Here is a 24,123-nt window from a genome sequence, read left to right on the forward strand (position 1 = left end):
AACCGCTGGCTGTGCCAACCAGCCGTTACTCCTATCCACCGCGTCGATGGACTCGGAGGTACTTTTCTGCCTGATGTTCGCTCATCTCGATAGATCGTAACGCCAATTCCTCTGGCAGATCAAACATCGGCCAACGATGGACGAGGAGTCAGCTCAGGTCTTCCTTCCACCGCGTGAGCGATGCTTCGAGCGTCTCCGTCTCGCCCGCTTCGGCGAGACGGTGACGTGTGTCCATTGCGGAGATGACAACGTCGTCAAACGCGGAACGACCGACAAAGACGCCCAACAGTACCGCTGCAAGCACTGCGAGACCTACTTCAGCGACCTCACGAAGACGATTTTCTGGCAGCATCGCTTCGAACTCGAAGAGATGTTCTACATCGTCAAGGAGATGCGATCTGAGCCGACCGCTCAGATCGCTCGAGACCTCGATCGCGACTACGAAGCCGTCCTCAACTTCGTCCACAAAGTCCAGGACGTCAGCGGTGAGATTGACGAATTCGATCTCTACGGCGTGTGTGAAGCCGACGAGGTCTACGTCACGGCTGGTGAGAAAGGAGTTGAAGACGAGAACGGGAGTCCGCGCGAGCGCGGACTCTCAAAAAAGGACGCGGAACCTTCAAGTCAGACAAACCGCCGGTCTTGACACTCGTCCGTCGGGATGACGGACGAGTTCGGTTTCTCGTTTGTGAAGATCTACAGGATGCTGACGAAGATATTGCCGAGTACGGCGACGGAAGCGTGATCCTCTGCACCGATGGCTACACGATCTACAACGACATCGAGGATAAGGAGGGGGTGGACGGCCATTTGGCCGTCACCCACTCCGACACCTACGTGATCGGTGACGCCCACACAAACACCTGCGAGAACCGCCACAGCTTCCTTCGCCAGTGGCTGGCGAAGTTCAGAGGTGTCTCGAAGCATCACCTTCAGAAATACCTCGGCTTCCTCGGACTGAAACTCAATTCACCGGACGATTGGTTCGAGAAACTGCTTTGTTACGATGTATCGGGATGAGCGCCTGATGTTTTCCGCACCGTTCGTGTCGGCATTCGCAACCAGCCCGCACTCATCGCAGACGTACAACCCGCGCTCGACGCGCTGGCTATCGTCGGTTCGGCCACAGGCCGAACACGACTTCGACGTACCACGTTCGTCTTTGCGGCGCACGTCGATACCAACGGCTTCGCCCTTGTACTCAAGCATTGTCTCGAAACGGTCGAACGCCCACCCGTGCAGGTCGAGATTCCCGTGTGTGCCCCAGTTAGTGGGGTTACCAGTCTCGTCGTCCTTGCGGATTCCCGCGAGGTCGCCGACCACGATTGTTCCGACGCTGCGGTCGGCGCACTCTTCGACAATCGTTTTCGAGAGCGTGTGCAAGAAGTGCGTCCGCCGGTCGGTACGCTTTCGGTCGAGTCGTCGCGCTTCGCGCGACGTACTCGAATCGCACTCGGCACGCTTCTTGGCGAAGTAGTAGTCGTCTTCTTTGAGCGCGCCACCGGGGTATAACAGGGCTTCGTCACCGAAGCTGACGGCGGCGAAATTGCAGATACCGAGGTCAACCCCGGCAACTCCGTTGCCGGGTGCGTCGGGTACGTCGATTTCGACGCGACAGACGATGTGCAACTGCCACACACCGTGTTCGTGAACGGCGCGCACCTGGTGGATGTTCTCGACGGTGATTCCTTGCGGACCAATGACATCGTACTCACAGAGGACGAAGTCAGAGCGGTGATCTTTGAGATTCCGCCCTTTTGAGAGGCGAAGACGATTGTTCTTCGCATCGTGCTTGAATCCCTTCTGCTTGAACGTGACCGTCGAGCGTGGATGCTCGTCGTTGTGTTTGCGGTAGCCGGGCGGGTTCGCTTTCTCGTTCCCGTTGTCGCGGTGGCCATACCAGCCGGTAAACGCTTCATCGAGTTCTTCAAGAACTCGTTGACTGGATTGACTGTGTAAATCCACGTAGCGTCCGGCCCCTTTGAGGTAGGATTTGAGAACACCGTCGTCGGGAATCTGGCCGCAGGCATCCCAGACGCGGCCCGCTGTCCAGCGGGCGACGTTCCAGAGTTTGGCGGCGGCGAAACCAAGCTCATCGAGACTGTCGCGGACTTGCGAGTGATTTTGAATCTTCGCTCGATAGGTCCGTGTGACAGTCCGATTCGCCATACATAACCATGGTAAGGAGCACTACTAAGCGTTACGACACGGTGGAATATCCAGCCGGTCATCGGCAGGTGGCCGGCGGTTGCACAGCACCGAGACACAGCTGACGGCGCGTATCCCCGCCCTACTCGTGCCTCCAGTCCGACCATGCGGTCGGACTTTCTGCGCTCCTTGAGGGCGGGGTTTTGTGCCTGCCATTTGGATAACCCCACGACTCCAGGTTTGCTTCGGATCGGGGAGAGAAGCCTGATTTGATGGACCGCTTCCAAAGCACCCGTCAACCCGATCATGAGTGGTGGAAGCAGCTCTGGCCAGATGCCGAGCAGTCGATTGAACTGCTCGGTTTCGGATCGGGTACGTCATTGGCCGATGTCGGCTGTGGCAACGGATTTTCACCCTTCTTGGGGCTCGATTCGTCGACGAAGCGCCAGTATACGCAATTGACATCAATGAGGAGAGACTCGAAGTGGTAGAGACTGCCATGGCGGCTGAAGGGATTGCGAACGTCGAGACGTTACTGGATTCGGTCTGGAGACCACGGTTGGTGAGTATTGGTAATTTCGGATTCGTCTGCAGCAACACGGCCACTACGGAGGGCGAATCAGTCGAGCTCGAGAGCGATGACCGACACCTCGTCTGTTGTACCTCCTGTGCATCCCTCATCGCGGACCAGTGCGAGCAATTTCGAGAAAACAGCAGTACACAATCCTGGTATATTCCACATACACGCACAGAAACGCAGTACCTCACAAAGTTGATCAGGCGAGAGCAAACGGTGGCATCCGTGAGCCGGTCATCGCTGCTATCGACATCACGCCGTGGCCGATCTTCACCTCGCCCTACAAGAATGACGAAGACGTAGCGTGTGGTGACGAGCCAGTGGTGGTGAACGGAGAAGAGCGATACCCGCGCGAGGCGTATCCGGAGATGGTACACGAGCTGACGGAGTCTCGCGTTCGCCAACGCCGCGCTCTCGATTGCCAACGCCGAACGCTTCGTCGACGAGGGATCACGCTCGCCCGACGGAAGCATCCCCATCCAGTAGATGGGCGGAACCAAGGGAGCGGACGAATCGCACTCGCTCAGAGGGCCGACCGACCAGCGCTGATCGCCATTCGTGACGTGTTCACGCCGAGGAGCCACTCGCGACCGCGCAATTGGACGACTTTCTCGATCCGAATACGCTCGAAGTCAGCTTCGATGACGGTCTCGGCTCCACAGAGACCGCACGACTCGACGTCCAGTGGACGACGCGCGATGACTACAAATTCCACTACACGGATCCGGAGAGAGTGGATCTTCGCTGGGGCAACCACCCTCACGGCGGCGACTACGTTCGCGTGAATGGACTCGAACACTATCACCCGCCACCGGATGTACCCTCAGACCCGAACACCGTCGAGAACTCTTGTATCACGCAGTCGCCAGAGCGACTCGTCACTCGTGCAGTCCTCATGCACTGGCGAGTGGCATACCATGCGGACTCGTTTCCTCCTCTCAATGCGGGGACGAACCCTCCGTAGCTTGTCGTCTGTCGATTTCAGGTTCACACGCACACGGACCACTCTGGTCCCGAGGTGGTTCACCGCGCGTTCGCCGGACGGCTGCGCTGACTCCCGCTCGCGAGCACGGCATCCAGTCGGTCGCGCGGGCCGACCTCGAACGCGGAGACGCGCCTGAGACGGGCGAGATCACGCCGGAACGACTCGAACCGTCGGTAGCGCTCGTAGGCGTCCTCGAGATCGGCGAGCCCGCCCGGCTCGAACAGCGCCGTCGGCGTGAGGAAGACGAGCACGTGACCGTCGCCGCGCCGGGCGAGTTTGACCGTCTCGCGTAGCTCGGCACGGTTGCTGTCGTCGGTGAAGATCACCGTCCAGAGCGTCCCGGAGAGCTCGGAGCGGCTCGTCCGTGCGGTCTCGAACAGCGGATCGCCCGCGATCCGCTCGACGTACGTTGCCGTCGATTCGAGATACGGGGCGAGCGTTTGCTCGAAGTCGCTCCGACCGGTGAGCCCGCGGGCGGTGTGGCGCAGCGTGGCGGGCTCGTCGCGATCGTCGGCGCTCCCGGCGGTCGGATCGAGCGCACGGAGTCGGCGTTTGACGTCGTCGTAGCGGCCGGCGGTCGGTGGACGGCGATCGGTGATGCCGCCGTCGCCGACGGCGTAGTAGCCGAGCGGTTCGTCGAACCCGGCGACGCTGTCGACGAACGTCAGCGCGACCTCCCGCGCGTAGTCGAGTTTCGTCTCGCCGGTCGGTCCGTCAGCCATCGTCGTGCGATGATCGACGAGAAACGCCGTCGTCCGGTTGGTTTCGACCTCGTACTCGCGGACGTGCGGCTCGTTCAGCCGTGCGGTCGCGTTCCAGTCGATGCGGTCGGCCGTGTCGCCGGGAACGTACTCACGGAGTTCGCCCGGATCGAGTCCGGTGTCCTGACGGCCGCTCTGCCGTCGCCCGTACGCTGCCATGAGCTGTTCGCCACCCTCGCCGACGTGGACGTTCCGCGGCCCCTCCGGTTCGACGACGATCGACGGCGTCGGCCCGCGCGATAGCTGCTCGACGAACAGCCCGTCGGCGTCTTCGAGCGTGAACGTCGGCTGAGGCAGGTCGTAGGAGCCGGCGACCGCCCAGGTGGCCGTCACCGTCGTGTCGGCCCGCTCGTCGCCGGGTGCGATGGTGAGCGTGCGTCCCTCGGCGTCCGTCCCCGTCGCGCTGACCGGCAGCCCGATCTCGATATTGATCGCCAGCGGGGCGGGCCGGGCGAGCGACGCCGCGAGCGTGACCGGCGTCTCGGTGCCCGCGACCACTCGCTCCTGGGCGGGGAACTGCTCGACCGTCATCGTGTCGGTCGTTGCCGAGAGCGCCCGGACGAACAGATACTGGCGGCCGAGCAGCCACGCGCCGATGCTCGCCGCACCGACCAACAGGGACGGGCGGGCGAACGCGACCGCGAGGACGGCGAGCAACAGCCCCGTCCCGGCGATCGTCCAGTAGCGGCGCGTGACCTGCATGCCACGAGGACGATCGGCCAGGTAGTTGAACTTACCCCATCGCCATCGCAAGTACCGCCGAACCACGACGTTCACGACGAAACGGCTACCGACGACACTGGCTACGATAGGAGCTATCGGAACGATCCATCGTTCTGCGTGAAATCTTTCTGGCAGTTGAGAGATAAATCTTCTAGATCGGTTGTGGAGTTTCCGATAGCGATCAGACGGTTGGGGGTGGTCAGGGAACCTGGGACGTTCCGGATACTGCTCTGAGGGACTACTGTGGACCAAAGTCCCGGACGGGGAGTAGTTCACGGAGACCGTCCGTATCGAAGTCAACGTCGGAGACGACGAGTTCCGTCCCTTCGGACCGAGCTGTCGCCGCAATCATGAGGTCGCGTGGTGACATGGGATCGCCGGATTCGAGAAGGCGATTTTGTATCCGAGCTGCTTCAAATGCGATCTCCTCGGAGAAGTCGAGAGCGGCGACTCGCCCGAAGTTCTCACGCGCCTCGACGAGGTCAGTCTCATCTGCCGAGAACACCTCACCAGCGAGGACTTCGTAAACACAGATGCTGGAGGTGACCAAGACCGGTTGCTCATCGACGAACTCGACGACTTCCTCGACGCCATCGAGGTAATCTATGATAACCGATGAGTCGAGAACGGTCACTGCCCGTAGCTCTCCCGGGAACGCTTGATCGTTTCACGGGCCATCTCGGCCTTGCTCGTTCCCTTCCACACGCCAGCGTTCATCCCCGCCCCCTCGTTCGCCAGTCGGTCGAGGAACTCGTCCCAGTTCTCGTCTTCACGCTTCAGTCTCGCCAGCTTCTCCTTTGTTCTGTCAGAAACACGAATAGATGTGCTCATGCGCATACGTTGTGTATGCAATCGGAAGTAGTTTGAGGGCCCGCTCACTGCTTGCTCGGTACGATGGGTTTGACGATCGTGACTGCTGTATGCACCCTCTGTGTCGTGCACACTAATTTCAACGAGACAACAACTCATGCTGTGAGATTTCTGCGAATCAGTGTGAATCACTATCGTCGATGTTCGCGTTCCTGTTCGCCGTCACGACAGTCGACGGTCGGCGTTCGGACGAACGGACGACGAAAGCAAGTCCTTTAGGTAGCCTTGGTGAAACCCGGGCGTATGTCTGACGGGACGCTTCGGTTACTGCTGCCGCGCCCCCTTCGTCGGTTCCCCGCCGATCTCGCGGCGATCGTTCTGCTCGTGCTCGCGACGGGGGTCGCCACGCTCGCGCCGGTCGTCAGCGAGACGCCGCTCCGGGTCGTGCTCGGGCTCGTCTTCGCGCTGTTCGCGCCCGGCTACGCGTTCATCGCCGCACTGTTTCCCGAACGCGGTCCCCGTGTCGAGGACACAGCGGCGACCGACGACGAGGAGAGCGAGCGCTCGGCGACGACCCTCGACGAGTCCGTTCAGGAGGCCGCCGACGACCGTTCCGGACTGTCCGAGCGTGCCGATCCCCGCCGTGCGGGCAGCATCGACGGCATCGAGCGGGTGGCGCTGTCCTTTGGGCTCAGCATCGCGATCACGCCGCTGCTCGGGCTTCTGTTGAACTTCACCCCCTTCGGCATCCGGCTCGTCCCGATCGTGCTCTCGATCGGCGGGTTCACACTGGCTGCCACTGTGGTTGCCGCGCTGCGTCGCCAGGCGCTCCCCGACAACGAGCGATTCCGCGTTCCGTACCGTTCCTGGATAGGATCGGCGCGGGCGGAACTGTTCGATCCCGAGACGCGCCTCGATGCCGTGTTGAACGTCGTGTTGGTCGTGAGCCTGCTGCTCGCGGTCAGCAGTGTCGGCTACGCCGTTCTGGTGCCCAAATCCGGCGAGAGCTTCAGCGAGTTCTACTTGCTCACCGAGAACGAATCCGGCGCGCTCGTCGCCGACGACTATCCACAGAACTTCACCGTCGGGGAGAGCCAGCCGCTCACCGTCGGGATCGGCAACCACGAACACGAGCAGGTCGACTACTCGGTCGTCGCCCAGCTCCAGCGCGTTTCGGTACAGAACAACTCGACGACCGTTCGCGAGCGCCGGGAGCTCGATCGGTTCAGCCGGTCGATCCCCGCGAACGGATCGGCCAACTGGACCCACGACGTGACGCCGACAATGACCGGCGATCGCCTCCGGCTCACCTATCTGCTCTATCGTGGCTCGCCGCCGGAGAGTCCGACTACCGAGAACGCCTACCGAGAGACGCATCTGTGGGTGAACGTCTCGTCGCGGTAGGGTCGTCGCGTCACTCTGGAGATCGGCTATTGTGCGTACGATCGTGTCCTCGGACGGGTATCGCTTGAGCCAACGAAACCCTAATGAAGCCTTCTGATAAGGAGTGATATGCACGAGACCGGTCGCCGGACTTCACGGCGAACATATCTGAAGCGGCTCGGTGCCGTCACTGCGGTCGCCAGCACTGCTGGCTGTGTCGGCGGGCTCGGTGGCGGTGGCTCCGATTCCATGACGATCGTTCCGGGGACCGCTCCCGGATTCCCTCCGTTCGAGACGAAACAGGGCGGCGAGATCGTCGGCTTCGATATCGATCTCCTCTCGGCGGTGGTCTCGAACACCGATTACGAGCTCGAAGGCTGGAAGGACTTCGAGTTCAGCTCGCTCACTCCGGCGCTCAAAAACGACAAGATCGACGTCATCGCGGCCGCGATGACGATCAACGAGAAGCGCGACGAATCGATCGACTTCACGAACCCCTACTACAGCGCCGATCAGGCGGTTCTCGTTCGGAAAGGAGCCAGCTCGCCGCCGTCGGAATTTGCTGGGCTCGCGGGACGGACCGTCGGCGTGCAGGAGGGGACGACGGGCGCGAGCGTCGTCGAGAAACAGCTCGTCAAACCGGGGAAGATCGCCCAATCGAAGTTCAACACCTACGGCAACTACGTGCTCGCGGTCGAGGATCTGGTCAACCGCAACCTCGATGCCGTAGTGCTCGACACCCCGGTCGCCCGTACGTTCGTCGACCGGCGAGCGGTAACGATCGCGGCGACCTACGAAACCGGCGAGAAATACGGCTTCGGCGTGCGGACCGACGCCGATGACCTCACGAAGGCGCTGAACGACGGGCTCGAACAGGTCAGAAACGGCAGCAAGTACGAGGAGATCCGTGACGAGTGGTTCGCCGGTGGCGGCTCGGGCGGCAACGCGAGCGCCGGCAACGGAACCGGCGGCAACGCAAGCGCCGGGGCCACGAGCAACGGATCCACGACGTCCTCCAGCTGAGATGCTCCCCGGAACCGGTATCGCCGGCGCTGTCGCGGTCGGCAGTCTCGAGCTCTCGATACGGACGATCGCACAGCTCGGTAGCGACACCTGTGGGAGCCTCCCGCCGGACGTGGCGTTCGTCTGTGAGAACGCCGGCTATCTCGCCGGCGGACTGGTGTTGACGATCGCCCTCACGATCGCGAGCCTGCTGGTCGGGCTGGTGGCGGGCTTTCCGGCGGGCGCGATCGAGGTGTACGGCGGCCGCTATGCGTCACTCGCCGTCGAGGCCGTCGGCACGGTGTTCCGCGGGACGCCGATCGTGGTAATCTTGATCTTCGCGTATTTCGTCGTCCCGATCACCGACTGGTTCCCGGTCCAGCGAGTGCTGCCCGTCGGCGGCGCGTTCGTCGCCGCGGTCGTCGGGCTCGGGCTGCGAAGCGCCGCCTACCAGTCACAGCTGTTTCGCGGCACCCTCCAGAGCGTCGACGAGGGTCAGATGGAGGCCGCACGCGCCGTCGGGCTCTCGAAACTCGGCGCGATCCGCCACGTGATCGTCCCACAGGCGCTCCGGCGGTCGGTGCCCGGGTTCCAAAACGAGTTCACGATCGTGCTGAAGGACACGAGTGTCGCGATCGCGATCGGCCTCGCCGAACTGTTCACCCGGAGTCAGGATCTGTTCGTCCAGCGGACGACCGCGGTGACGGAGGTCATCCTCCTCATCAGCGCCGTCTACTTCGTCATGACCTTCGGAACGAATCGCGCTCTCGAATATCTCAACGACTACTACGCGATCCCCGGTGAGTCGACGTGACCGTCCGATCCGATCGATCGTCGCGATCGCTGCATCAGAGCATCCATGAGTGACCACGACCCCCTGTTGACAGTCGAATCGGTCTCGAAACGCTACGGCGACGAGCGCGTTCTGAACGACGTGAGCTTCACGATGGATCGTGGCGACGTCACGGTGATGATGGGGCCGAGCGGCAGCGGGAAGTCCACGCTGTTGCGCTGTGTCAACCGGCTCACCGACGTCGACGGCGGCGAGATCAGACTCGGCGATCACCGCGTGACCGATCCCGGCATCGATGTCGACGCGCTCCGACGGGACGTCGGGATGGTGTTTCAGGACATCAACCTCTTCACCCATCTCACGGCGCTGAAAAACGTCACGCTGGGGCTGCGGGAAGTCCGCGGCTTCTCAAAGGACGATGCCCGCGAGGCAGCGACCGACCAGCTCGAACGCGTCGGGCTCGGCGATCAGCTCGACTCCTATCCGGGCGAGCTCTCGGGTGGACAGAAACAGCGCGTCGGGATCGCCCGTGCGCTCGCGATGGAGCCCGACCTGCTCCTCTTCGACGAGCCCACGAGCGCGCTCGATCCCGAACTCGTCGGCGAGGTCACGGCCGTGATGGCTGACCTCGCCGCCGAGGGGATGACGATGCTCGTCGTGACCCACGAGAAAGGGTTCGCCCGCGAGGCCGCGACCGACGCCCTCTTTCTCGATGCGGGATCGATCGCCGAACGCGGCCCGCCCGCACAGCTGTTCGAGAACCCCGAAAACGAACGCACCGCCGAGTTCCTCGATCGCGTCAGCACGGTCTCGGGTGAGCGATGAGCAAGACCGGGGCCACGCGGACGACCGCCGACACCGGCAGAGTCGTCTCGGGCTCGCTCGGCCGCTGGCTCACGATCGCCGGCGGTGTACTGTTCTGGGGCTGGCTTCTCGCCCGCTGGCTGAACAACTGGTTCCTCCCGGCCGGCGTCGGCGTCCCACCGGGTGAGTCGTTTCTCGATCCCGCAGCGGTCGCCCCGATCTCCGATTCGCTCGCGTTTGCGGTGGAGTACCTCCCACAGCTCGCCGACGCCGCGTGGCTGACCGTGGTGTTGACCGTCGTGAGCATCGCGCTCGGGTTCGTGCTCGCGGTGCCGGTCAGCGTCGCGCGCGTCTACGGCACCTATTCGAGCACCCTCTCGCTCGCGTTCACCGAGCTCATTCGGGGGACGCCGCTGCTCGCCCAGCTGTTCGTGCTCTACTACGCGCTGAATCTCTCGACGCTGTTCCGTGGGCTCCCCGACGGTGGCGTACTCCCTTCGCCGGTGGTGTACGTCGCGATCATCGGTTTCACGATCAACAGCGTCGCCTATCAGGCCGAATACATCCGATCGGCACTGCTGTCGGTCGATCGCGAGCAGCTGACTGCGGCCCGTGCGATCGGGCTCTCGGAGCGCCAGGGCATTCGCCACGTCGTCTTGCCACAGGCGCTGCGATTCGCCATCCCCGGCTGGTCGAACGAGCTGGTCTATCTCATCAAATACTCCTCGCTGGCGGCGTTCATCACCGTCCCCGAACTGTTCAACGTCGCCCGCTCGATCGCCGCCGACAACTTCGCGTACACCGGGATCTTCGCGCTGGTCGCCGTGCTGTATCTCGGGCTCGTGATCTCGGCGTCGAAGCTGATGGCCGGCGTCGAGCGGCGGGTCGCGATCCCTGGCCTCGGCAGCACGAGCCGGTAGCGCGACGACCGTCGATCTACTGGCCGGAGCAGCGATCGAGTCGAGTCGAACGGCGTTCGCCGCGGCGTCGGCGATGTCATCCCGTGGCGTTCGCTGCTTCTTTGAGAGTCGATCGAGCCATTCGCAAATCTTGCCCGATCACACCGATCGAGGGACAAAGCATTCATCCCCCTACATCGAAGCCCGACTTACGCATGCACTACCGCTCCCTGCTCGTCGGCCTGGTGGTCGTCTCGATGCTGCTGGCCGGCTGTAGTTTCCTCTCGCAAGGGCCGGGCGAATCGACGACCACGGTCTCGACGATGAACGACACGGCCACGCCGGCGGACGCCACGACCACGGCGGCAACGGCGACCGCGACGACCACCAACGAGACGGCGTCACCGACCGCCTCAGCAGCGGTAACGACGACTGAGACCGCGACGGCCTCTCCGACGCCGACAGCAACCTCAACCCCGACGCCGACAGCCACACCAACACCGACGCCAACGGCGACCGAGACAGCAACACCAACCCCGACCGAAACGGCAACTCCAACGCCGACCGAAACGCCGACACCGACGCCCACGGCGACGCCAACCGAGACGCCTACGGCGACACCAACCGCGACACCGACCGAGACGGAATCGTCGGGTGAGAACTGGCGTAACGTGACGATCGTCGCGGCCGGTTCGGGCGAATCCTACTACCGGATGTACGCCGGCAGTGGCCCCGATATCGAACTGGGAAGTGAAGCCGACACCGAAGCGTCGGTCGCCTACGAAGACCGCGTGGTCCTCGACGATCCGTACTACGCGGAAGGGTTCGTCGGCGATGGTGGCGTCGATAGCTACCGGTACTGGCCGACCGTCGAGGACAGACCCTCCCTCACCTTCGTCAACGATGGTGACGTGACGCTGAAGGTGTATCTCGATGGTGAACTGCACAAGACCGTCCAGCCGGGCGAGGGGACGGGCGACGAGCGTGTCGATCCCGACGCACCGCCGGAGGGCGAGCATCTCATCAGAGTCGAGGCGGTCGGTGATGGCCAATCCGAGTACACCCTCACGGCAGGGGCTGGCGGCACGGAATCGTTCTACTACGAGGCACAGGCCAACCCCGGCACTACGGCTGACAATCCCGATTACACGGGCTACGTCTCAGGCGCGTACGGATTCGTCGGTGATGGCGGCGTCGATTCGTACTCGACGAACGGTGACCTTTCGAGCGTCGACAACCAGGGTTCGGCAACGTTGAAGGTCTACCAAGACGGCGAACTCTGGGCGACCGTCGACCCCGGCGAGACGATCGAGCAATCGAACGAGTGATCGAGCAGTAGCGGCGAGTTCGTTACCGCGAGCGCGACACCCGCTCGAAGGTACCCCGGAGATCGACCCGCCACAGCCGCGCCAGTGTAGGCACGCCGATCGCAATGCCCGCCGCGAGTCCGGCGAGGAAGACTAGTTCGTCCATGTGCGCTCTTCGCTCGTCATCACTAAAGAACTGAGCCATGGAGAGTGAAAGTGGAATCGTCCGCCCGGGCCGACGTGGTGGCTGTGGATCGATATCCGGCTACATTTCTCGTCGATAACGACACGTATTCACCGGTCGGGGACGTCCGATCGATAGCGCCACTACTGCGGCGACATTCCCATGAGAGATTTTTACAAGAAGCTGATGAAGATGAGTCTCGAGGACGCACAGGAGATCGCCCGCGACTACGAAAGCGATGCGGTCGACGAGATGGCGATGCAGCTGTATCAGACACGCGTCCAGCACTGGCAGATGAAATCGATGGAGAGCCAACAGTTAGACTTCCCGGACGATCCAACCACGATGTACGATTGAACCGGGTCCTCGGGGTTGCGCCTCACTGCTCGTCGTGATTACTCGCTCCCGATACCGACGTTCTTGATCGAAACCGTCGACTCCTCGATCGTGACACTGAGCTCGTTGAGCCCGATCTCGGTGTCGTTGATCGTCATCGTCAGTCCGTCGAGTGTGATCGTGCGCTCGGCAACCGAGTAGGTGCGCTCGTCGATACGCATCTCGGGGAGACCATCGCTGGTGATCCGGATGTCCTCGAGAGTCAGATCGAGCCCGTCGATGGTGACATCACTCTCACCCTCACCCGTATGCTCGGAGTGGACGTTCGCGGCTCCAGTATCGGACGGGCCGGTGTCGGCGAGTACCGTTGCTGTGCCGGCACTCACGACTAGGACGCTGACAAGCAGGGCCACTGCGCCCCGCCGGAGGAGTGTCGAATTCTTCATGGGGAGCTGATCATCGACAGTTAGTGCGTGCGCCCATCAACGTGGCGATTGGCCACTGGCTCGGTCGCTTTGCAAGCTGCCCGGAGTGGCAGCGACCGGTTGATCTGATCGGCTCTCAGGTACGGGGTCTGCCGTCGACGCGGCTGCAGAGCAGCGCTAATGGCCCACTTTTCAGACATCGTCTTTCAGAGTACTACTGAGGTATGTGCAGCGTTCTCTGACGTCATCTCGTCACCCGCTCCCGGCCGCTTGCGCACGTGCCACGTCGGTGGGATCTTCGAGTTCGCCCATCACTTCCTCGAAGGCATCGGTCGCGGTGAGTAGGCCGACGATCTCCCCGTCGTCTTCGATGAGTGCGAGCTCTTGGTTTTCCTCCTGAAACCGATCGATCGCGTCGCTGACTTCCTCGTCGGCCGGCAGCGTCATCGGCGGTGTGGCGAGCTCTTCGATGGCGAGATCGCCATCCATCAGCTCGGTGAACCGTGTCGTGATGGCCGGCAGATAGACGACGCCACGGAAGTCCTGGAGACTGTCGCCGACGAGCGGATAGCGCGAGTATGCGGATTTCTCGATAATGGCACGGTTCTCGGCGGGCGTGTTCGTCGTCGAGAGGGCCGCGATCTCCTCGCGAGGGACCATGATCCCTTGGACCGGCACGTCACCGGCGACGAGTGCGTTCAGCACCTCGCTGCGTTGCTCGGTGTCGATATCGCTGCCGTCAAGCACCGTTTCGAGCCGTTTGTGTAGATCGGCCCGACTGTCGACGTCCTCGTCGCCGGACTCAAGCCACGCGCCGGTCATCTCGACGCCGACCAGCCCGAGCGTCCCCTTGGCGAACAGATCACCGAGGCGAAGCAGCGGCCAGATGAGCCACGTAAACCAGTACAGCGGCGTCGCGCCGTACCGACAGACCTGCCTAGAGCGTTCGACGCCGAGATAGGTCGGGGCCTGTTCGCCGTGGGTGAGATGCAGGAGGTTGATGATGAGAAAGCCGAGGATCGCTCCCGCCCCGACCGATGCGAGCACGGTCCCCCCGAACAGTGGCTCGAAGAGCGCGGCGAGGGCCGGCTCGGCGACGATCCCCACCGCGATCGAGGAGGCGGTGATCCCGATCTGACAGCCCGTGAGATAGATCTCGAGGTTTTGGGTCATCTCCCAGGCGCGTTCGAGTCCCGGCCCGGCGAACTCGGCTTCGGTGTACTGTTGGGCACGGGTCAGTGCGAACTCGATGGTGACGAAAAAGCCGTTCGCGAGGATCAACGCGAGTCCCGCGAGCAGCCGGATGGTGATCTCAGGAGTGTTCATATCGACTCACCTCTCGTGTCGGTGGTGGTCGCGTTGCCACGGTCCCGCGAGCGTTCGTCGATATCGATGGGATCTTCGAGTTCGCCCATCACCTCCTCGAAGGCGTCGGTCGCGGTGAGCAACCCGACGATCTCCCCGTCGTCTTCGACGAGTGCGAGCTCCTGGGCCTCGTCCTGGAAGCGATCGATCGCGTCGCTGACTTCCTCGTCGGCCGGCAGCGTCATCGGTGGGGCGGCGAGCTCCTCGATCGAGCGGCTCCCGCTTTCGAAGGCCTCGAACTCGGCCGTGAGTTCGGCGAGATAGACGATGCCACGAACGTCCTCCTCGCTTTCGCCAACGAGTGGGAAGCGGAGGTGTGGGTGCTCCTCGATGATGGCGAGGTTCTCGGCGGGCGTGTTCTCAGTCGAGAGGGCTGCGATCTCCTCGCGGGGGACCATGATGTTGCGAACCGGCAGTTCGGTGACGGCGAGTGCGTTCATCACTTCGGCGGAGCGTTCGGACGGCAGATCGCCCGCATCGAGCACCGATCCGAGATGGCGGTGCAGATCCGCACGGCCCTCGATCACGTCGGCTTCGGAGTCGAGCCATGCGCCGGTCATCTCGACGCCGAACAGCCGCAGCGTCCACTTTGCCACCGTATCACCGAGATCGAGGATCGGTCGGATCACGCGGGTGAACCAGTACAACGGTGTGGCCCCGTACCGACAGACCTGCCGCGAGCGCTCGACCCCGAGATAGGTCGGGGTCTGCTCGCCGTAGACGACGTGAACGAGGTTGACGATGACGAACGCAAGCAGTGTGCCGGCCCCGATCGTGGCGAGAACGGTGCCGCCAAACAGAGGCTCGAAGATCGCGGCGAGGGCCGGCTCGGCGACGATCCCAAGCGAGATGCTGGCGGCGGTGATCCCGACCTGACAGCCCGTGAGATAGATTTCGAGCTCTTCGGTCATCGCCCACGCGCGTTCGAGGCCGGTGACCCCGGGTTCCACGAACTCCGACTCGGGGTACTGACGGGCGCGCGTCAGCGCGAACTCGATGGCGACGAAAAAGCCATTGGCCAGAATAAGTACTGCACCGGCGGCTAGTCGCAGGAGTATTTCTGGTGGATCCATCGGCGCTACCCCGGGGTTATGAGATTCAGCGGGAAAAAGGGTCAGTTTTCTGCCTATCGGTGGCTTCGTGGTTGGCTGATGCTCATCATGATAGTGTAACGGAATGATCGCGTCGACGAGAGTGCGAACGGTTGCTCATTGACCAACAAGCCATCCCCGCTAGACAACGTATCCCCGGTAGCCATCGTATTGACCACAAATTCAATAAGTACCTATAAATATCACCTACCATAATATATCCTTGACGACTCATTTAGCGGACAAAAGTCTTCAATCTGCAATCTACTGTACCACATAAATCATTTCGAGAACGTCCTCGCGAAAGGCCTCCAGCCACTTCTGATGAAGGTTGGGAAGAAAGCCTACACAGCGGTTGATGGCGGCGATCAACTGGAAAAAGCGGTGTCCGGCAGACGGACATCGCTCAACGCTACAGATACGCACAGAGATGCTCCCTCAACGGCTCATACGTCCAAAACGGCCAAAACAGAACTGTTCAAGAATGGTGTCCATTACGGATCTCATTCAGTCATCCGATCGAACACATGGACAATACGCGAGCAGTTCGTGAACACGTTTTACGCCATCCGAGGGAGTCGAGATCAATGCGGGAATCGGTCGGTCGCTGCGGTGTAGTTGTCGGTTGATCGGTTGTCGGGATAGAGTACGCGATTCCCGCCCGCCTCCGGCCTCACTGGCATTCGGTCTAAAGGCTGGGATTCCCTCGCTGAATAAAGATGGAGCACTCGCTGCATCCAACGATATCTTTTTATAGCTCTCATTACTCGCTTATGTCTGTATACTGTAGATCGTTACCTCGTACCAGATTTGAATAAATATCGCCTATTTCACTGATTACCAGAGTGGTATTATTGCGACCTATGAATTCATGTATACGCCCTCACCTCCTTGCCGGTTATTGCACATTCACTATGACAGTAGTCTTCCGTCATAGATATCCTGTATGGCAGTACTTCTTTCATTACGTGCTTGGTCTTCTGATGCGACGTCACCGGTCTGCTGTCTACGAGCGGGGCTCTGTCGTGGCCGTTTGAGCGATTTCGTCTTCGACACGCTCCACGGCGGCTAAGAGAGCGTCAATGCTTCCGGACTCCGAAGACGAGTCGACATGGAAACGATACGCTGGTCCACCGATCGAGAGTGCACCGAAGACGCTTCCATCGGACTGGTGAACGGGCGCACCGACCGATCGGTATCCCCGTTCGAGTTCCTCGTTGTTGGTCGCATATCCCTGTTCTTGGACAGCTTCGAGTTCGCTCAAAAGTGTGTCTCTCTCGGTTATCGTCTCGTCTGTCGTGGCCGGAAGCCCACGCAGCTGTAGGATTCGTTCGATCCTCTCCGAGGGCAGTTCGGCAAGGACTGCCTTTCCAGGGGCAGAGTTGTGCATGTGGAACCGGCTTCCAACCTCGAGAAACTGACTTCCCGCTTCGGGGTTCGCTGGGCTAGGATCACCCATCATGTATTCGATGGAGTACATGAATCCGTTTTCTGCCACCGCGAAGTTGACCTCTTCGTTGGTGGATTCAGCGAGCCGATACACCTCCATTTTCGCCGGTCTGTACACTTCTCGCCGATTCCGTGCGTATTCTCCGAGCTGCAAAAATCCAAGACCGACGGAATAGCACTGATCCTGCCGAACCAGAAAGCCCTCCTTGGTGAGTGTGGCAAGATGGTTGTGAACTGTACTTTTTCCCAAATCCAACGCTTCAGCGATCTCGGTCATGGACGCGCCGTTTTGTCGTTCGATCTCCCGAACGATTCGAATCGACGTGAGGGTCGTCTCGACCGGACGCGCGTTGTCGTTGTGCATGGTCGTAGTGGGTACTCTAATCACCAAGATACCTAAGTGTTCGCAACACGTGAAACAGGATAGCGATCCTCACGCGAGAATCGTCTTCCGGTCCGTGTGAACTCGTGTATTCGTGGTTCGACGAGTTCGATCTTCGGTTGTGGATAGCGGCCGATGTCTCGCCACGCCCGAATCTAATAAGTAGAATTTACTACAATAATATTTCTACGAAAAACTTGAATTTTTCACACGGCGTGAACAGTCATCGCTACGTTCTCCTCCCGATCGCCGTGTCAATGCACATGGCCCTCATACAGCATGCAAGACGTACTTGTGCTAATTAATGAAAATAGAGGTGTTCGCATGGCGTGAAATGACATACAACAATCCATAGAACTAAGAAACTGAATATATAAAAAGACGCCTTTAAAGATATGCAGCAAAACCTCAATTAACCGTTGTAAGAGCGTCTCTGCGGCTTGTGCGAAAAAGCAGACATTATTGCCACTTAAGAAGGTTTTATACGATAGGGAAAAGTTGCACTGGGACATGGTGGCATCACCACCGGAGAGGTTAGCATGAGCGGAGAATCAACCCCGGAAGACATGAGTCCGGTTTCACCGGACAACCGGTCGATGAAGCTGTTTCAGTACATCCCGCTTTGGTGGGCCGCAGTCATCGTTGTCCAATCGATGGCTGTGGCGTTCTTCGCGATCTATCCACAGGGCGAGCTCAACCTGCTCCAAGTCATCGTTGCATCACTGATCGGGACCCTCATCCTGGGACTACTGTTCTTCCTCAACGGGTTCCCCGGATTCGAGGAGGGGATCCCGTTCGCCGTCCAGACACGTTCGGCATTCGGAATCCGTGGTGCGGCGATCCCCAACTACCTCCGGGCGATCCCGGGGATCATGTTCCTGGGCATCGGGAACTGGATCGGCGCATTGGCGATCAATACGATCACGACGACGCTGTGGGGCTTCGGAAATCTTCGGGTGTATTTCGTGCTGTTTGCGCTCCTGAACATCGTCCTCGCGTGGTCCGGCGTTGAATCCATTGCGTGGTTCGACTCGCTTTCGGCGATCGTGATCGTGGTGCTACTGTCGTACACCGCATACGTGATCCTCACGACACGATCGATCCCGACGGCACCGATCACGTACGGTGGGTCATGGGGACTACCGTTCGTCGGGTTTATCGCAGCAGTCGGTGGCCAGCTCATCACCGCCGCGCTGAACATATCGGATATTGCCAGACATTTGGACACGGAGCGCGGGTCGGTGAATCTGGCCGTGGGCAACATGCTGGGTCTCGTTCCAGCGTACCTGTTCATGTTGCTTGTCGGGCTCCTATTTAGTGTGACCACCGGGATCACGAACCCTGTTCGTGCGATAATGGCCGTCGCCCCGAGCCCGCTACTCGGGGCAGCCATGTTGCTGTTCGCGATTCTGGCTCAGATATCCACCAACCTCGTGAACAACCTCCTCCCCCCGACTCACGTCTTTCAGGATTCGCTGGGTGTCTCCTGGAAGCAGGGGCTGATCCTCACGTCCGTGCTCTCGTTCCTGACGTTCCCCTGGATGTTGTTCAGTAGTGCTCTGTTCTCCACGTTCATCCAGTTCTACTCCGCTTTCCTTGGCCCGATCGTCGGCATTCTGCTGGCGGACTACTGGGTCGCGAGAGAGCGCGACACGGACATCGAGTCGTTGTACAACCGATCCGATGGGTCGAAATTCTGGTTTGTCAGAGGATTCTCCGTGAGTGGTATTGCAAGCATGCTCATCGGAGTGGCCGTGAGCCTTCCCATTCTGGATCTGTCCTGGGTGATCGGCCTCCCGGCGGCTTTCGTCGCATACACTGTCCTCACGAAAGTCGAGATCAACGAGTACGCAGCCAACTCCCTGTCGGAAGACCGGACGCAAGCGCCGGGCGGTGACTAAGCGAAAGCCCACCGACCGACGAACCCGCTTCCGGATGCCGGAATCGGTCACAGTGAGCTCGAGAACGAGAATGCCGGACCAGTCCGGTCGCCCGGACGAGCCCTTCTCTCCCGTACTGTGCTTTCCGTTGTTTATATGTCTGTAAGTATCGGTAAGTTTCAAGTAGAAGAGCCGGTTCGTGTGATAGTGTGACGGTAGACCTAGTCATCGCGAACGGGACACTGGTAACACCCGATCGATTGCTCGACAGCGCCATCGCCGTCGACGACGGCGAGATTGCCGCGGTCGGCGACGAGCGAACGTTACCCGATGCCGACGAACGGGTCGATGCCTCGGACATGCTGGTGTTACCGGGCGTCGTCGATCCGCACGTCCACATCGACGGCTATCTCTCAAGGGACACCTACGAGGCGGGCACGAGCGCGGCCGCACTGGGTGGGATCACCAGCTGCATCAACTTCGCCTGGGAGGCCTGGACCGGCGATCTGAGCGTCTGGGACGAAGAGGGAACGCTGCTCGAAGCCGTCCACCGCCAGAAGGAGAAAGGTCAGCAGTCGCTGATCGACTTCAGCCTGCACGGGGCGATCACGCGCGAGGACCCCGCAGTGTTCGACGAGCTCGAAGAGGTGATCGACGAGGGCGTGACGTCGGTGAAGATGTTCACCGCCTACGAGATCGGGCTCTCGAACGGGTTCATGGATCACGTCTTCGAGCACGTTGCCGATCAGGACATCGTCGCCGTGCTCCACACCGAGGACGCCTCGGTTTGCAACCGTCTCGAAGCCCGACTGAAAGCCGAGGGCAAGAGCCATCCGCGCTACTACCCGCAGTCACGCCCGGATTACGCCGAAGCCATGGCCGCCGAGAGCGCCGTCCGCATGGCCCAGGAACAGGGCGCGAAATACTACGGCATTCACACGACCAGCGAGAAGGCCGCCGACGTGCTCGGGCGCTATCAGGACGACGGGAGCAAGGTTCGCGGGGAGACCTGTACCCAGTACACGACGCTCGACGAATCGATCTACGAGGAACAGGACAGCCTCCCGATCATGGCACCGCCGCTGCGGACGCCCGCCGATCAGGACGCTCTGTTCGAGCACCTGCACAACGGCGCGTTGAGCGTCGTCTCGACCGACCACAACGCGTTCAAGCGCGCGGACAAGACCGTCGAGAACTGGTGGGACAGTTCGTTCGGCGCGAACGGCCTCCAGACGAGCCTCCCCGTGTTCTACGACGAGGCCGTGAACCGGCGTGGCTACTCCCCGTCGTTCGTCGTCCGGATGATGTGCGCGAACCCCGCGCAAACCTTTGGATTCACGGAGAAGGGCACGCTCGATCCCGGCACCGACGCCGACATCGTCCTGTTCGACCCGAACGAGAGCTACACGATTACAGCGGAGGACAACGCCTCGATCTCCGATTACTCGATCTTCGAAGGCCGCGAGGTCACCGGGCGCGTCGAGCGGACCTACCTCCGTGGCGAGCCGATCGCCGACGACGGCGAGATCGTCGCCGAGCCCGGCTACGGGGAGTTCGTCGCCCGCGAGCGACCCGATTGGCAGACCGATCGATAACGCCGAGATTCCGGCAGTAGTTCCACCGGCCTTTTGTATGTGAACTTTAATGTAATTGTACCAATAGTCACTAAACAAAAAATATATAACGGTGTTTCTCGACGTGTGTTGTTGTATGCCAGAAAAGGGTACACCATGAGCGAGTCGAATTCCGAAGGACTGAGTCCGATCTCCGACGACCAGCGGTCGATGAGTCTCTCTCATTATATCCCTGTTTGGTGGGCTTCGTTCATTATCGTGCAGGGGTTTTCGACGGCGTTTTTCGGCGTGTATCCACAGGGCCCGCTGAACGTGCTCCAGGCCGGGGTCGCGATGTGTATCGGCGCGGTGACGTCGGCGGTTTTCTTCGTCCTCAATGGCAAGTGGGGCTACGAGAAAGGGATCCCGTTCGTTGCCCAATCGCGTGCCGCGTTCGGCGTCCGGGGATCCGTGATCCCGAACCTCGTCCGATTGCTTCCCGCAATCATCTGGCTTGGTATCGGGAACTGGATCGGTGCCTTGGCGATCCAGAGCATCACCACGTCCCTCTGGGGGTTCGGCAACGTGCAAGTGTACTTCGCGCTGTTCTTGCTGTTGAACATCGCTCTCGCGTGGAACGGGATGTCCTCCATCAAGTGGTTCGACTCGATTTCGGCCGGAATCATCATTCTCCTGCTGGCGTACACCGTCTCCGTCGTCGTTTCGAAGCAAGGGATCTCGACGGCCTCGATCAACTACGAAGGGACCTGGGGACTGCCCTTCTTCACCATCATCGCAGCCCACGTCGGGACGGCAATGGCCGGTGCCCTCAACGCGGCTGATCTCAGTCGCCATCTCGAAAAACGCCGTGGATCCTGGAACCACGTTCTCGGTCATCTCCTCGGTGTCGCCCCGGCCATGCTCTACATGGCACTCGTCGGTGTCATCTTCGGGACGTCCATCACGACGGACACGCAAAATCCCGTCTTCGCGATCATGCAGATCGCACCGAACCAGACCGTGGGTGTTGCGGTTATGATATTCATCCTGGCCGCACAGGTGTCGTCGAATCTGACGCTGAACCTCATCCCGACCGTGCACGTGTTGCAGGACGCCATCGGGACCTCATGGGAGCGGGGCCTGATCATCACGAGCGGGCTCTCCGTTGTCACGTTCCCGTGGGTGCTGTTCTCCGCCGAAGGCGGCATTTACTTCCTCATGATCAACGCCTACTCCATCCCACTGGGTCCGGTTCTCGGTGTTTTGCTGGCGGACTACTGGGTGTTCAGAGCCGAAGACACCTCCATTCCGTCACTGTACGACAAGAGCCCGGACTCGAAGTTCTGGTACGTGCGTGGGTTCTCCGTCACGGCCATCACAAGCGTCCTGATCGGGTCCGTCGCGAGTCTCGCCTTTCTGGATCTGTCCTGGATGATCGGCCTGCCGATTGGCTTCGTCTCCTACGTCGTCTTGCAGAAAACGCGTTTCGAGGAACGTAGCGCCAACTACTTCTCCGAGTCGACGTCACCGGCAGCGGACTGACCTCGTTCGGCTCCCGTTCTATCGTGTTCGGAGAGTCGCTCACACCAGCAAGAGATCTCTATCGGTTCGGCGGCGTAGATCGTCCGAACCCCAACCGAAGGAATCGTCGCCCTTCAGAGCGGGACGGCTGTCATTGGTCGATGGACACCACAGTGGGACACTCGGAGTTCAGTATCACCGACTGCGTAACGCTTCCAAACGCCGTTTTCCCTGCCGGTGACCGCTTCCGACCCGCGACGACGATATATCGGGCGTTCTGTTCCACCGCGTACTCGACGATCCGACTCTTCGGATTCCCGATCAACCCGACGGGTTCAGCAGACACATCGAGATCTGCAATCGCGCTTGCTGCTGCTTCCGTTGCCGCTTCCCGCACTTCACCGTCGCTGATCTGAATGTTCGGCCTGGTAGCGTGTACACCGTCCATTTTGACCATTTCGGCTTTGGTCAACGCGTGTACTGCCTGTATCGTGTCATCGAAGGCTGTCGACAGGCTCTCCGCTTCCTTGATGGCTTTCGATGCTCGATCCGAGCGATCTACTGCAGCGATGATCACCATGGCCGGCCCTTCCGAGAGAGGGGTCTTACGCTTTTCCCTTATAGTAACAAATTTGAATAGATAGGGTCTGCTTTGAGGATATTCGGATGAATCTCGGGTCGAATTGCGTGTCAGTCAGCCAGTGCGGCCACTGTTTCTGTGGACACCTCAGTAACCATTGGACACCCTTCGTTCTCTCCGCTTTGCGATGGCCGTGTGGATCCCGTTCGGAGAAGGGGCGGACAGCAGACCTGCACGGAGCCATGTCTGCAGTCAACTACCCCGCCTTACTCGCAGCTAAAGCAACTCCTCCGTCTCTGTTTCGTTCTCAGAACGTGGGGTTGTGGGAATGTATGACGACCAGGCCACGCTCTCCAGTTGCGATACGGTGTTTGCAACTGTATCTTAACTGAGAGAGCAAACAAAGAAAAATCTTTCGATTCATATGGAACATGTGATCATGTCATTGAATCACAGGACTGCGGTATGGCGTGGAAACGAGCGAAGACTCCGGACCTCGAATAGCGGAGAACTGTCATTGCATTATCCACTGCACACCTAGCATCCTGACGTTCTGTATGCGTATCACGCTTTGACATCGAGCGTAGATGAATGAATCTGTAGACATAACTACGAGGAGAAATCCAACGGTTCGATCGAAACAAGCACGGCGAGAACGGCAGCGCGACGTTCGTCGAATTCCTCGACGGGCTGATGACGTGGCGGAGGTCACAGCCCAGCCTCGGTCAGCAACCGTCGGACGTGCCGGTCACAGTACTCGACGTCGAACTCTCGGTCGAGATACTGCTGGGCGAGCGGAACCGTCCACGCATGCGCGTCGAGACCAGCCTCTGCAGGCGGTTCGTGGAGCGCATCGACGAATCGCCGATGTTCTGACTCGGAGAGTTTTGCCGGCCGTCCGGATCGAGGTTCGTCGTAGACGACGTCCTCGAACGGCTCGTCGGTGAGCCGTTCGAGACGGGTGAACCACTTCGAGGCCCAGGTACTGGAAAACCCGTAGAGCGCGGCGGCTTCCCCTTGGGTTAGATCGTCGATTTCCTTGAACGTGATCGCCGCCATCAGACGTTGTGCAGCGTCAGCATCATCGACCTCCGCCAGAACTCGGCGGAGGTCTTCAGCGGAGACGCTTTCGAGAGCTGTCATACCACCACAAATGAACTAGAGA

Annotated in this window: 24 protein-coding genes and 1 pseudogene; 13 read left to right on the forward strand and 12 right to left on the reverse strand. The window is 60.6% G+C overall.

Features of this window, described 5'->3' with window-relative positions; all coding sequences use genetic code 11:
• Nucleotides 1-136 precede the first annotated feature (136 nt).
• Nucleotides 137-1,020 (forward strand): IS1595 family transposase gene (locus NO363_RS00490; protein ID WP_256686082.1). Its coding sequence is split into 2 segments (ribosomal slippage): nucleotides 137-599 and nucleotides 599-1,020, totalling 885 coding nucleotides; the frame shifts between segments, so codons are not numbered across the junction.
• Here NO363_RS00490 and NO363_RS00495 read toward each other — a convergent pair.
• Nucleotides 970-2,169: an RNA-guided endonuclease InsQ/TnpB family protein gene (locus NO363_RS00495; protein WP_256686084.1), complete on the reverse strand. Its 1,200-nt coding sequence runs from the start codon at nucleotides 2,167-2,169 to the stop codon at nucleotides 970-972. The two genes, NO363_RS00490 and NO363_RS00495, sit on opposite strands and share 51 nt — an antisense overlap.
• Before the next feature lie 478 nt (nucleotides 2,170-2,647).
• Between NO363_RS00495 and NO363_RS14185 the strand changes: the two genes are divergently transcribed.
• On the forward strand, nucleotides 2,648-3,028 hold the full coding sequence (locus NO363_RS14185; RefSeq protein WP_440939888.1) for a hypothetical protein: 381 nt from the start codon (nucleotides 2,648-2,650) through the stop codon (nucleotides 3,026-3,028).
• Between the two features lie 295 nt (nucleotides 3,029-3,323).
• A complete protein-coding gene (locus NO363_RS14220) occupies nucleotides 3,324-3,689 on the forward strand; it encodes a toxin-antitoxin system TumE family protein (protein WP_502306395.1) in 366 nt (121 codons plus the stop codon).
• A 59-nt stretch (nucleotides 3,690-3,748) separates the two neighbouring features.
• Here the strand turns inward: NO363_RS14220 and NO363_RS00500 are convergent, their stop codons facing one another.
• The 3 genes from NO363_RS00500 to NO363_RS00510 all read right to left on the reverse strand — a co-directional run bounded on the left by NO363_RS00500 (nucleotide 3,749) and on the right by NO363_RS00510 (nucleotide 6,025).
• Nucleotides 3,749-5,173: a DUF58 domain-containing protein gene (locus tag NO363_RS00500; RefSeq protein ID WP_256686086.1), complete on the reverse strand. Its 1,425-nt coding sequence runs from the start codon at nucleotides 5,171-5,173 to the stop codon at nucleotides 3,749-3,751.
• Between the two features lie 259 nt (nucleotides 5,174-5,432).
• On the reverse strand, nucleotides 5,433-5,828 hold the full coding sequence (locus NO363_RS00505) for a PIN domain-containing protein (protein WP_256686087.1): 396 nt from the start codon (nucleotides 5,826-5,828) through the stop codon (nucleotides 5,433-5,435).
• A complete protein-coding gene (locus NO363_RS00510; protein WP_256686088.1) occupies nucleotides 5,825-6,025 on the reverse strand; it encodes a DUF7557 family protein in 201 nt (66 codons plus the stop codon). Before NO363_RS00510 ends, NO363_RS00505 begins: the two co-directional genes overlap by 4 nt.
• A gap of 282 nt (nucleotides 6,026-6,307) precedes the next feature.
• On the opposite strand from NO363_RS00510, the gene NO363_RS00515 reads away from it, so the two are divergent.
• From NO363_RS00515 to NO363_RS00535, 5 genes are all read left to right on the forward strand, one after another.
• On the forward strand, nucleotides 6,308-7,408 hold the full coding sequence (locus tag NO363_RS00515) for a DUF1616 domain-containing protein (protein ID WP_256686089.1): 1,101 nt from the start codon (nucleotides 6,308-6,310) through the stop codon (nucleotides 7,406-7,408).
• Between the two features lie 108 nt (nucleotides 7,409-7,516).
• The gene (locus NO363_RS00520) at nucleotides 7,517-8,410 is read left to right on the forward strand and encodes a transporter substrate-binding domain-containing protein (protein WP_256686091.1); all 894 of its coding nucleotides are present in this window, start codon (nucleotides 7,517-7,519) and stop codon (nucleotides 8,408-8,410) included.
• 1 nt (nucleotide 8,411) lies between these two features.
• Entirely contained in the window at nucleotides 8,412-9,203 is a 792-nt protein-coding gene (locus tag NO363_RS00525; protein ID WP_256686092.1) for an amino acid ABC transporter permease, read from the forward strand.
• A gap of 45 nt (nucleotides 9,204-9,248) precedes the next feature.
• A complete protein-coding gene (locus NO363_RS00530) occupies nucleotides 9,249-10,007 on the forward strand; it encodes an amino acid ABC transporter ATP-binding protein (protein WP_256686093.1) in 759 nt (252 codons plus the stop codon).
• Nucleotides 10,004-10,906 carry an amino acid ABC transporter permease gene (locus NO363_RS00535; RefSeq protein WP_256686094.1) on the forward strand — a complete coding sequence of 301 codons (903 nt, stop codon included), beginning with the start codon at nucleotides 10,004-10,006 and terminating at the stop codon, nucleotides 10,904-10,906. Before NO363_RS00530 ends, NO363_RS00535 begins: the two co-directional genes overlap by 4 nt.
• A 199-nt stretch (nucleotides 10,907-11,105) precedes the next feature.
• Here NO363_RS00535 and NO363_RS00540 read toward each other — a convergent pair whose 3' ends face one another.
• Nucleotides 11,106-11,474 carry a hypothetical protein gene (locus NO363_RS00540; RefSeq protein WP_256686095.1) on the reverse strand — a complete coding sequence of 123 codons (369 nt, stop codon included), beginning with the start codon at nucleotides 11,472-11,474 and terminating at the stop codon, nucleotides 11,106-11,108.
• Nucleotides 11,475-11,556: 82 nt separating this feature from the next.
• On the opposite strand from NO363_RS00540, the gene NO363_RS00545 reads away from it, so the two are divergent.
• Nucleotides 11,557-12,213: an SRPBCC family protein gene (locus tag NO363_RS00545; protein ID WP_256686096.1), complete on the forward strand. Its 657-nt coding sequence runs from the start codon at nucleotides 11,557-11,559 to the stop codon at nucleotides 12,211-12,213.
• 22 nt (nucleotides 12,214-12,235) lie between these two features.
• Here the strand turns inward: NO363_RS00545 and NO363_RS00550 are convergent, their stop codons facing one another.
• On the reverse strand, nucleotides 12,236-12,358 hold the full coding sequence (locus tag NO363_RS00550) for a hypothetical protein (protein ID WP_256686097.1): 123 nt from the start codon (nucleotides 12,356-12,358) through the stop codon (nucleotides 12,236-12,238).
• A 210-nt stretch (nucleotides 12,359-12,568) separates the two neighbouring features.
• On the opposite strand from NO363_RS00550, the gene NO363_RS00555 reads away from it, so the two are divergent.
• The gene (locus NO363_RS00555; protein ID WP_256686099.1) at nucleotides 12,569-12,733 is read left to right on the forward strand and encodes a hypothetical protein; all 165 of its coding nucleotides are present in this window, start codon (nucleotides 12,569-12,571) and stop codon (nucleotides 12,731-12,733) included.
• 38 nt (nucleotides 12,734-12,771) lie between these two features.
• On the opposite strand, the gene NO363_RS00560 is transcribed toward NO363_RS00555, so the two are convergent.
• The 4 genes from NO363_RS00560 to NO363_RS00575 form a co-directional block, all read right to left on the reverse strand.
• Nucleotides 12,772-13,158, reverse strand: coding sequence for a hypothetical protein (locus NO363_RS00560; protein ID WP_256686100.1), 387 nt, complete (start codon nucleotides 13,156-13,158; stop codon nucleotides 12,772-12,774).
• Nucleotides 13,159-13,389: 231 nt separating this feature from the next.
• On the reverse strand, nucleotides 13,390-14,463 hold the full coding sequence (locus NO363_RS00565; protein WP_256686101.1) for a CNNM domain-containing protein: 1,074 nt from the start codon (nucleotides 14,461-14,463) through the stop codon (nucleotides 13,390-13,392).
• Nucleotides 14,460-15,575, reverse strand: coding sequence for a CNNM domain-containing protein (locus tag NO363_RS00570; protein ID WP_256686103.1), 1,116 nt, complete (start codon nucleotides 15,573-15,575; stop codon nucleotides 14,460-14,462). The genes NO363_RS00565 and NO363_RS00570 overlap by 4 nt, the downstream gene beginning before the upstream one ends.
• Before the next feature lie 1,024 nt (nucleotides 15,576-16,599).
• The gene (locus tag NO363_RS00575) at nucleotides 16,600-17,406 is read right to left on the reverse strand and encodes an IclR family transcriptional regulator (protein WP_256686104.1); all 807 of its coding nucleotides are present in this window, start codon (nucleotides 17,404-17,406) and stop codon (nucleotides 16,600-16,602) included.
• A 614-nt stretch (nucleotides 17,407-18,020) separates the two neighbouring features.
• Between NO363_RS00575 and NO363_RS00580 the strand changes: the two genes are divergently transcribed.
• From NO363_RS00580 to NO363_RS00590, 3 genes are all read left to right on the forward strand, one after another.
• On the forward strand, nucleotides 18,021-19,325 hold the full coding sequence (locus NO363_RS00580; RefSeq protein WP_256686105.1) for a cytosine permease: 1,305 nt from the start codon (nucleotides 18,021-18,023) through the stop codon (nucleotides 19,323-19,325).
• 188 nt (nucleotides 19,326-19,513) lie between these two features.
• Entirely contained in the window at nucleotides 19,514-20,899 is a 1,386-nt protein-coding gene (locus NO363_RS00585; RefSeq protein WP_256686106.1) for a dihydroorotase, read from the forward strand.
• 39 nt (nucleotides 20,900-20,938) lie between these two features.
• Nucleotides 20,939-22,399 carry a cytosine permease gene (locus NO363_RS00590; protein WP_256686107.1) on the forward strand — a complete coding sequence of 487 codons (1,461 nt, stop codon included), beginning with the start codon at nucleotides 20,939-20,941 and terminating at the stop codon, nucleotides 22,397-22,399.
• 130 nt (nucleotides 22,400-22,529) lie between these two features.
• On the opposite strand, the gene NO363_RS00595 is transcribed toward NO363_RS00590, so the two are convergent.
• Entirely contained in the window at nucleotides 22,530-22,958 is a 429-nt protein-coding gene (locus tag NO363_RS00595) for a universal stress protein (protein WP_256686108.1), read from the reverse strand.
• 711 nt (nucleotides 22,959-23,669) lie between these two features.
• A pseudogene (locus NO363_RS00600) lies at nucleotides 23,670-24,101 on the reverse strand (helix-turn-helix domain-containing protein); the annotation flags it as partial.
• Between the last annotated feature and the right edge of the window lie 22 nt (nucleotides 24,102-24,123).

This window comes from Halococcus qingdaonensis, from assembly GCF_024508235.1.
Classification (GTDB): domain Archaea; phylum Halobacteriota; class Halobacteria; order Halobacteriales; family Halococcaceae; genus Halococcus; species Halococcus qingdaonensis.

Bases quoted from the DNA above. Each gene is read 5' to 3' on its own strand.
- NO363_RS00520 (WP_256686091.1), top strand. From the start codon at position 7,517: ATGCACGAGACCGGTCGCCGGACTTCACGGCGAACATATCTGAAGCGG.
- NO363_RS00550 (WP_256686097.1), bottom strand. From the start codon at position 12,358: ATGGACGAACTAGTCTTCCTCGCCGGACTCGCGGCGGGCATTGCGATC.
- NO363_RS00530 (WP_256686093.1), top strand. From the start codon at position 9,249: ATGAGTGACCACGACCCCCTGTTGACAGTCGAATCGGTCTCGAAACGC.
- NO363_RS00580 (WP_256686105.1), top strand. From the start codon at position 18,021: ATGAAGCTGTTTCAGTACATCCCGCTTTGGTGGGCCGCAGTCATCGTT.
- NO363_RS00500 (WP_256686086.1), bottom strand. From the start codon at position 5,173: ATGCAGGTCACGCGCCGCTACTGGACGATCGCCGGGACGGGGCTGTTG.
- NO363_RS00560 (WP_256686100.1), bottom strand. From the start codon at position 13,158: ATGAAGAATTCGACACTCCTCCGGCGGGGCGCAGTGGCCCTGCTTGTC.
- NO363_RS00555 (WP_256686099.1), top strand. From the start codon at position 12,569: ATGAGTCTCGAGGACGCACAGGAGATCGCCCGCGACTACGAAAGCGAT.
- NO363_RS14185 (WP_440939888.1), top strand. From the start codon at position 2,648: ATGGCGGCTGAAGGGATTGCGAACGTCGAGACGTTACTGGATTCGGTC.
- NO363_RS00570 (WP_256686103.1), bottom strand. From the start codon at position 15,575: ATGGATCCACCAGAAATACTCCTGCGACTAGCCGCCGGTGCAGTACTT.
- NO363_RS00595 (WP_256686108.1), bottom strand. From the start codon at position 22,958: ATGGTGATCATCGCTGCAGTAGATCGCTCGGATCGAGCATCGAAAGCC.
- NO363_RS00495 (WP_256686084.1), bottom strand. From the start codon at position 2,169: ATGGCGAATCGGACTGTCACACGGACCTATCGAGCGAAGATTCAAAAT.
- NO363_RS00515 (WP_256686089.1), top strand. From the start codon at position 6,308: ATGTCTGACGGGACGCTTCGGTTACTGCTGCCGCGCCCCCTTCGTCGG.
- NO363_RS00565 (WP_256686101.1), bottom strand. From the start codon at position 14,463: ATGAACACTCCTGAGATCACCATCCGGCTGCTCGCGGGACTCGCGTTG.
- NO363_RS00575 (WP_256686104.1), bottom strand. From the start codon at position 17,406: ATGCACAACGACAACGCGCGTCCGGTCGAGACGACCCTCACGTCGATT.
- NO363_RS00535 (WP_256686094.1), top strand. From the start codon at position 10,004: ATGAGCAAGACCGGGGCCACGCGGACGACCGCCGACACCGGCAGAGTC.
- NO363_RS00510 (WP_256686088.1), bottom strand. From the start codon at position 6,025: ATGAGCACATCTATTCGTGTTTCTGACAGAACAAAGGAGAAGCTGGCG.
- NO363_RS00525 (WP_256686092.1), top strand. From the start codon at position 8,412: ATGCTCCCCGGAACCGGTATCGCCGGCGCTGTCGCGGTCGGCAGTCTC.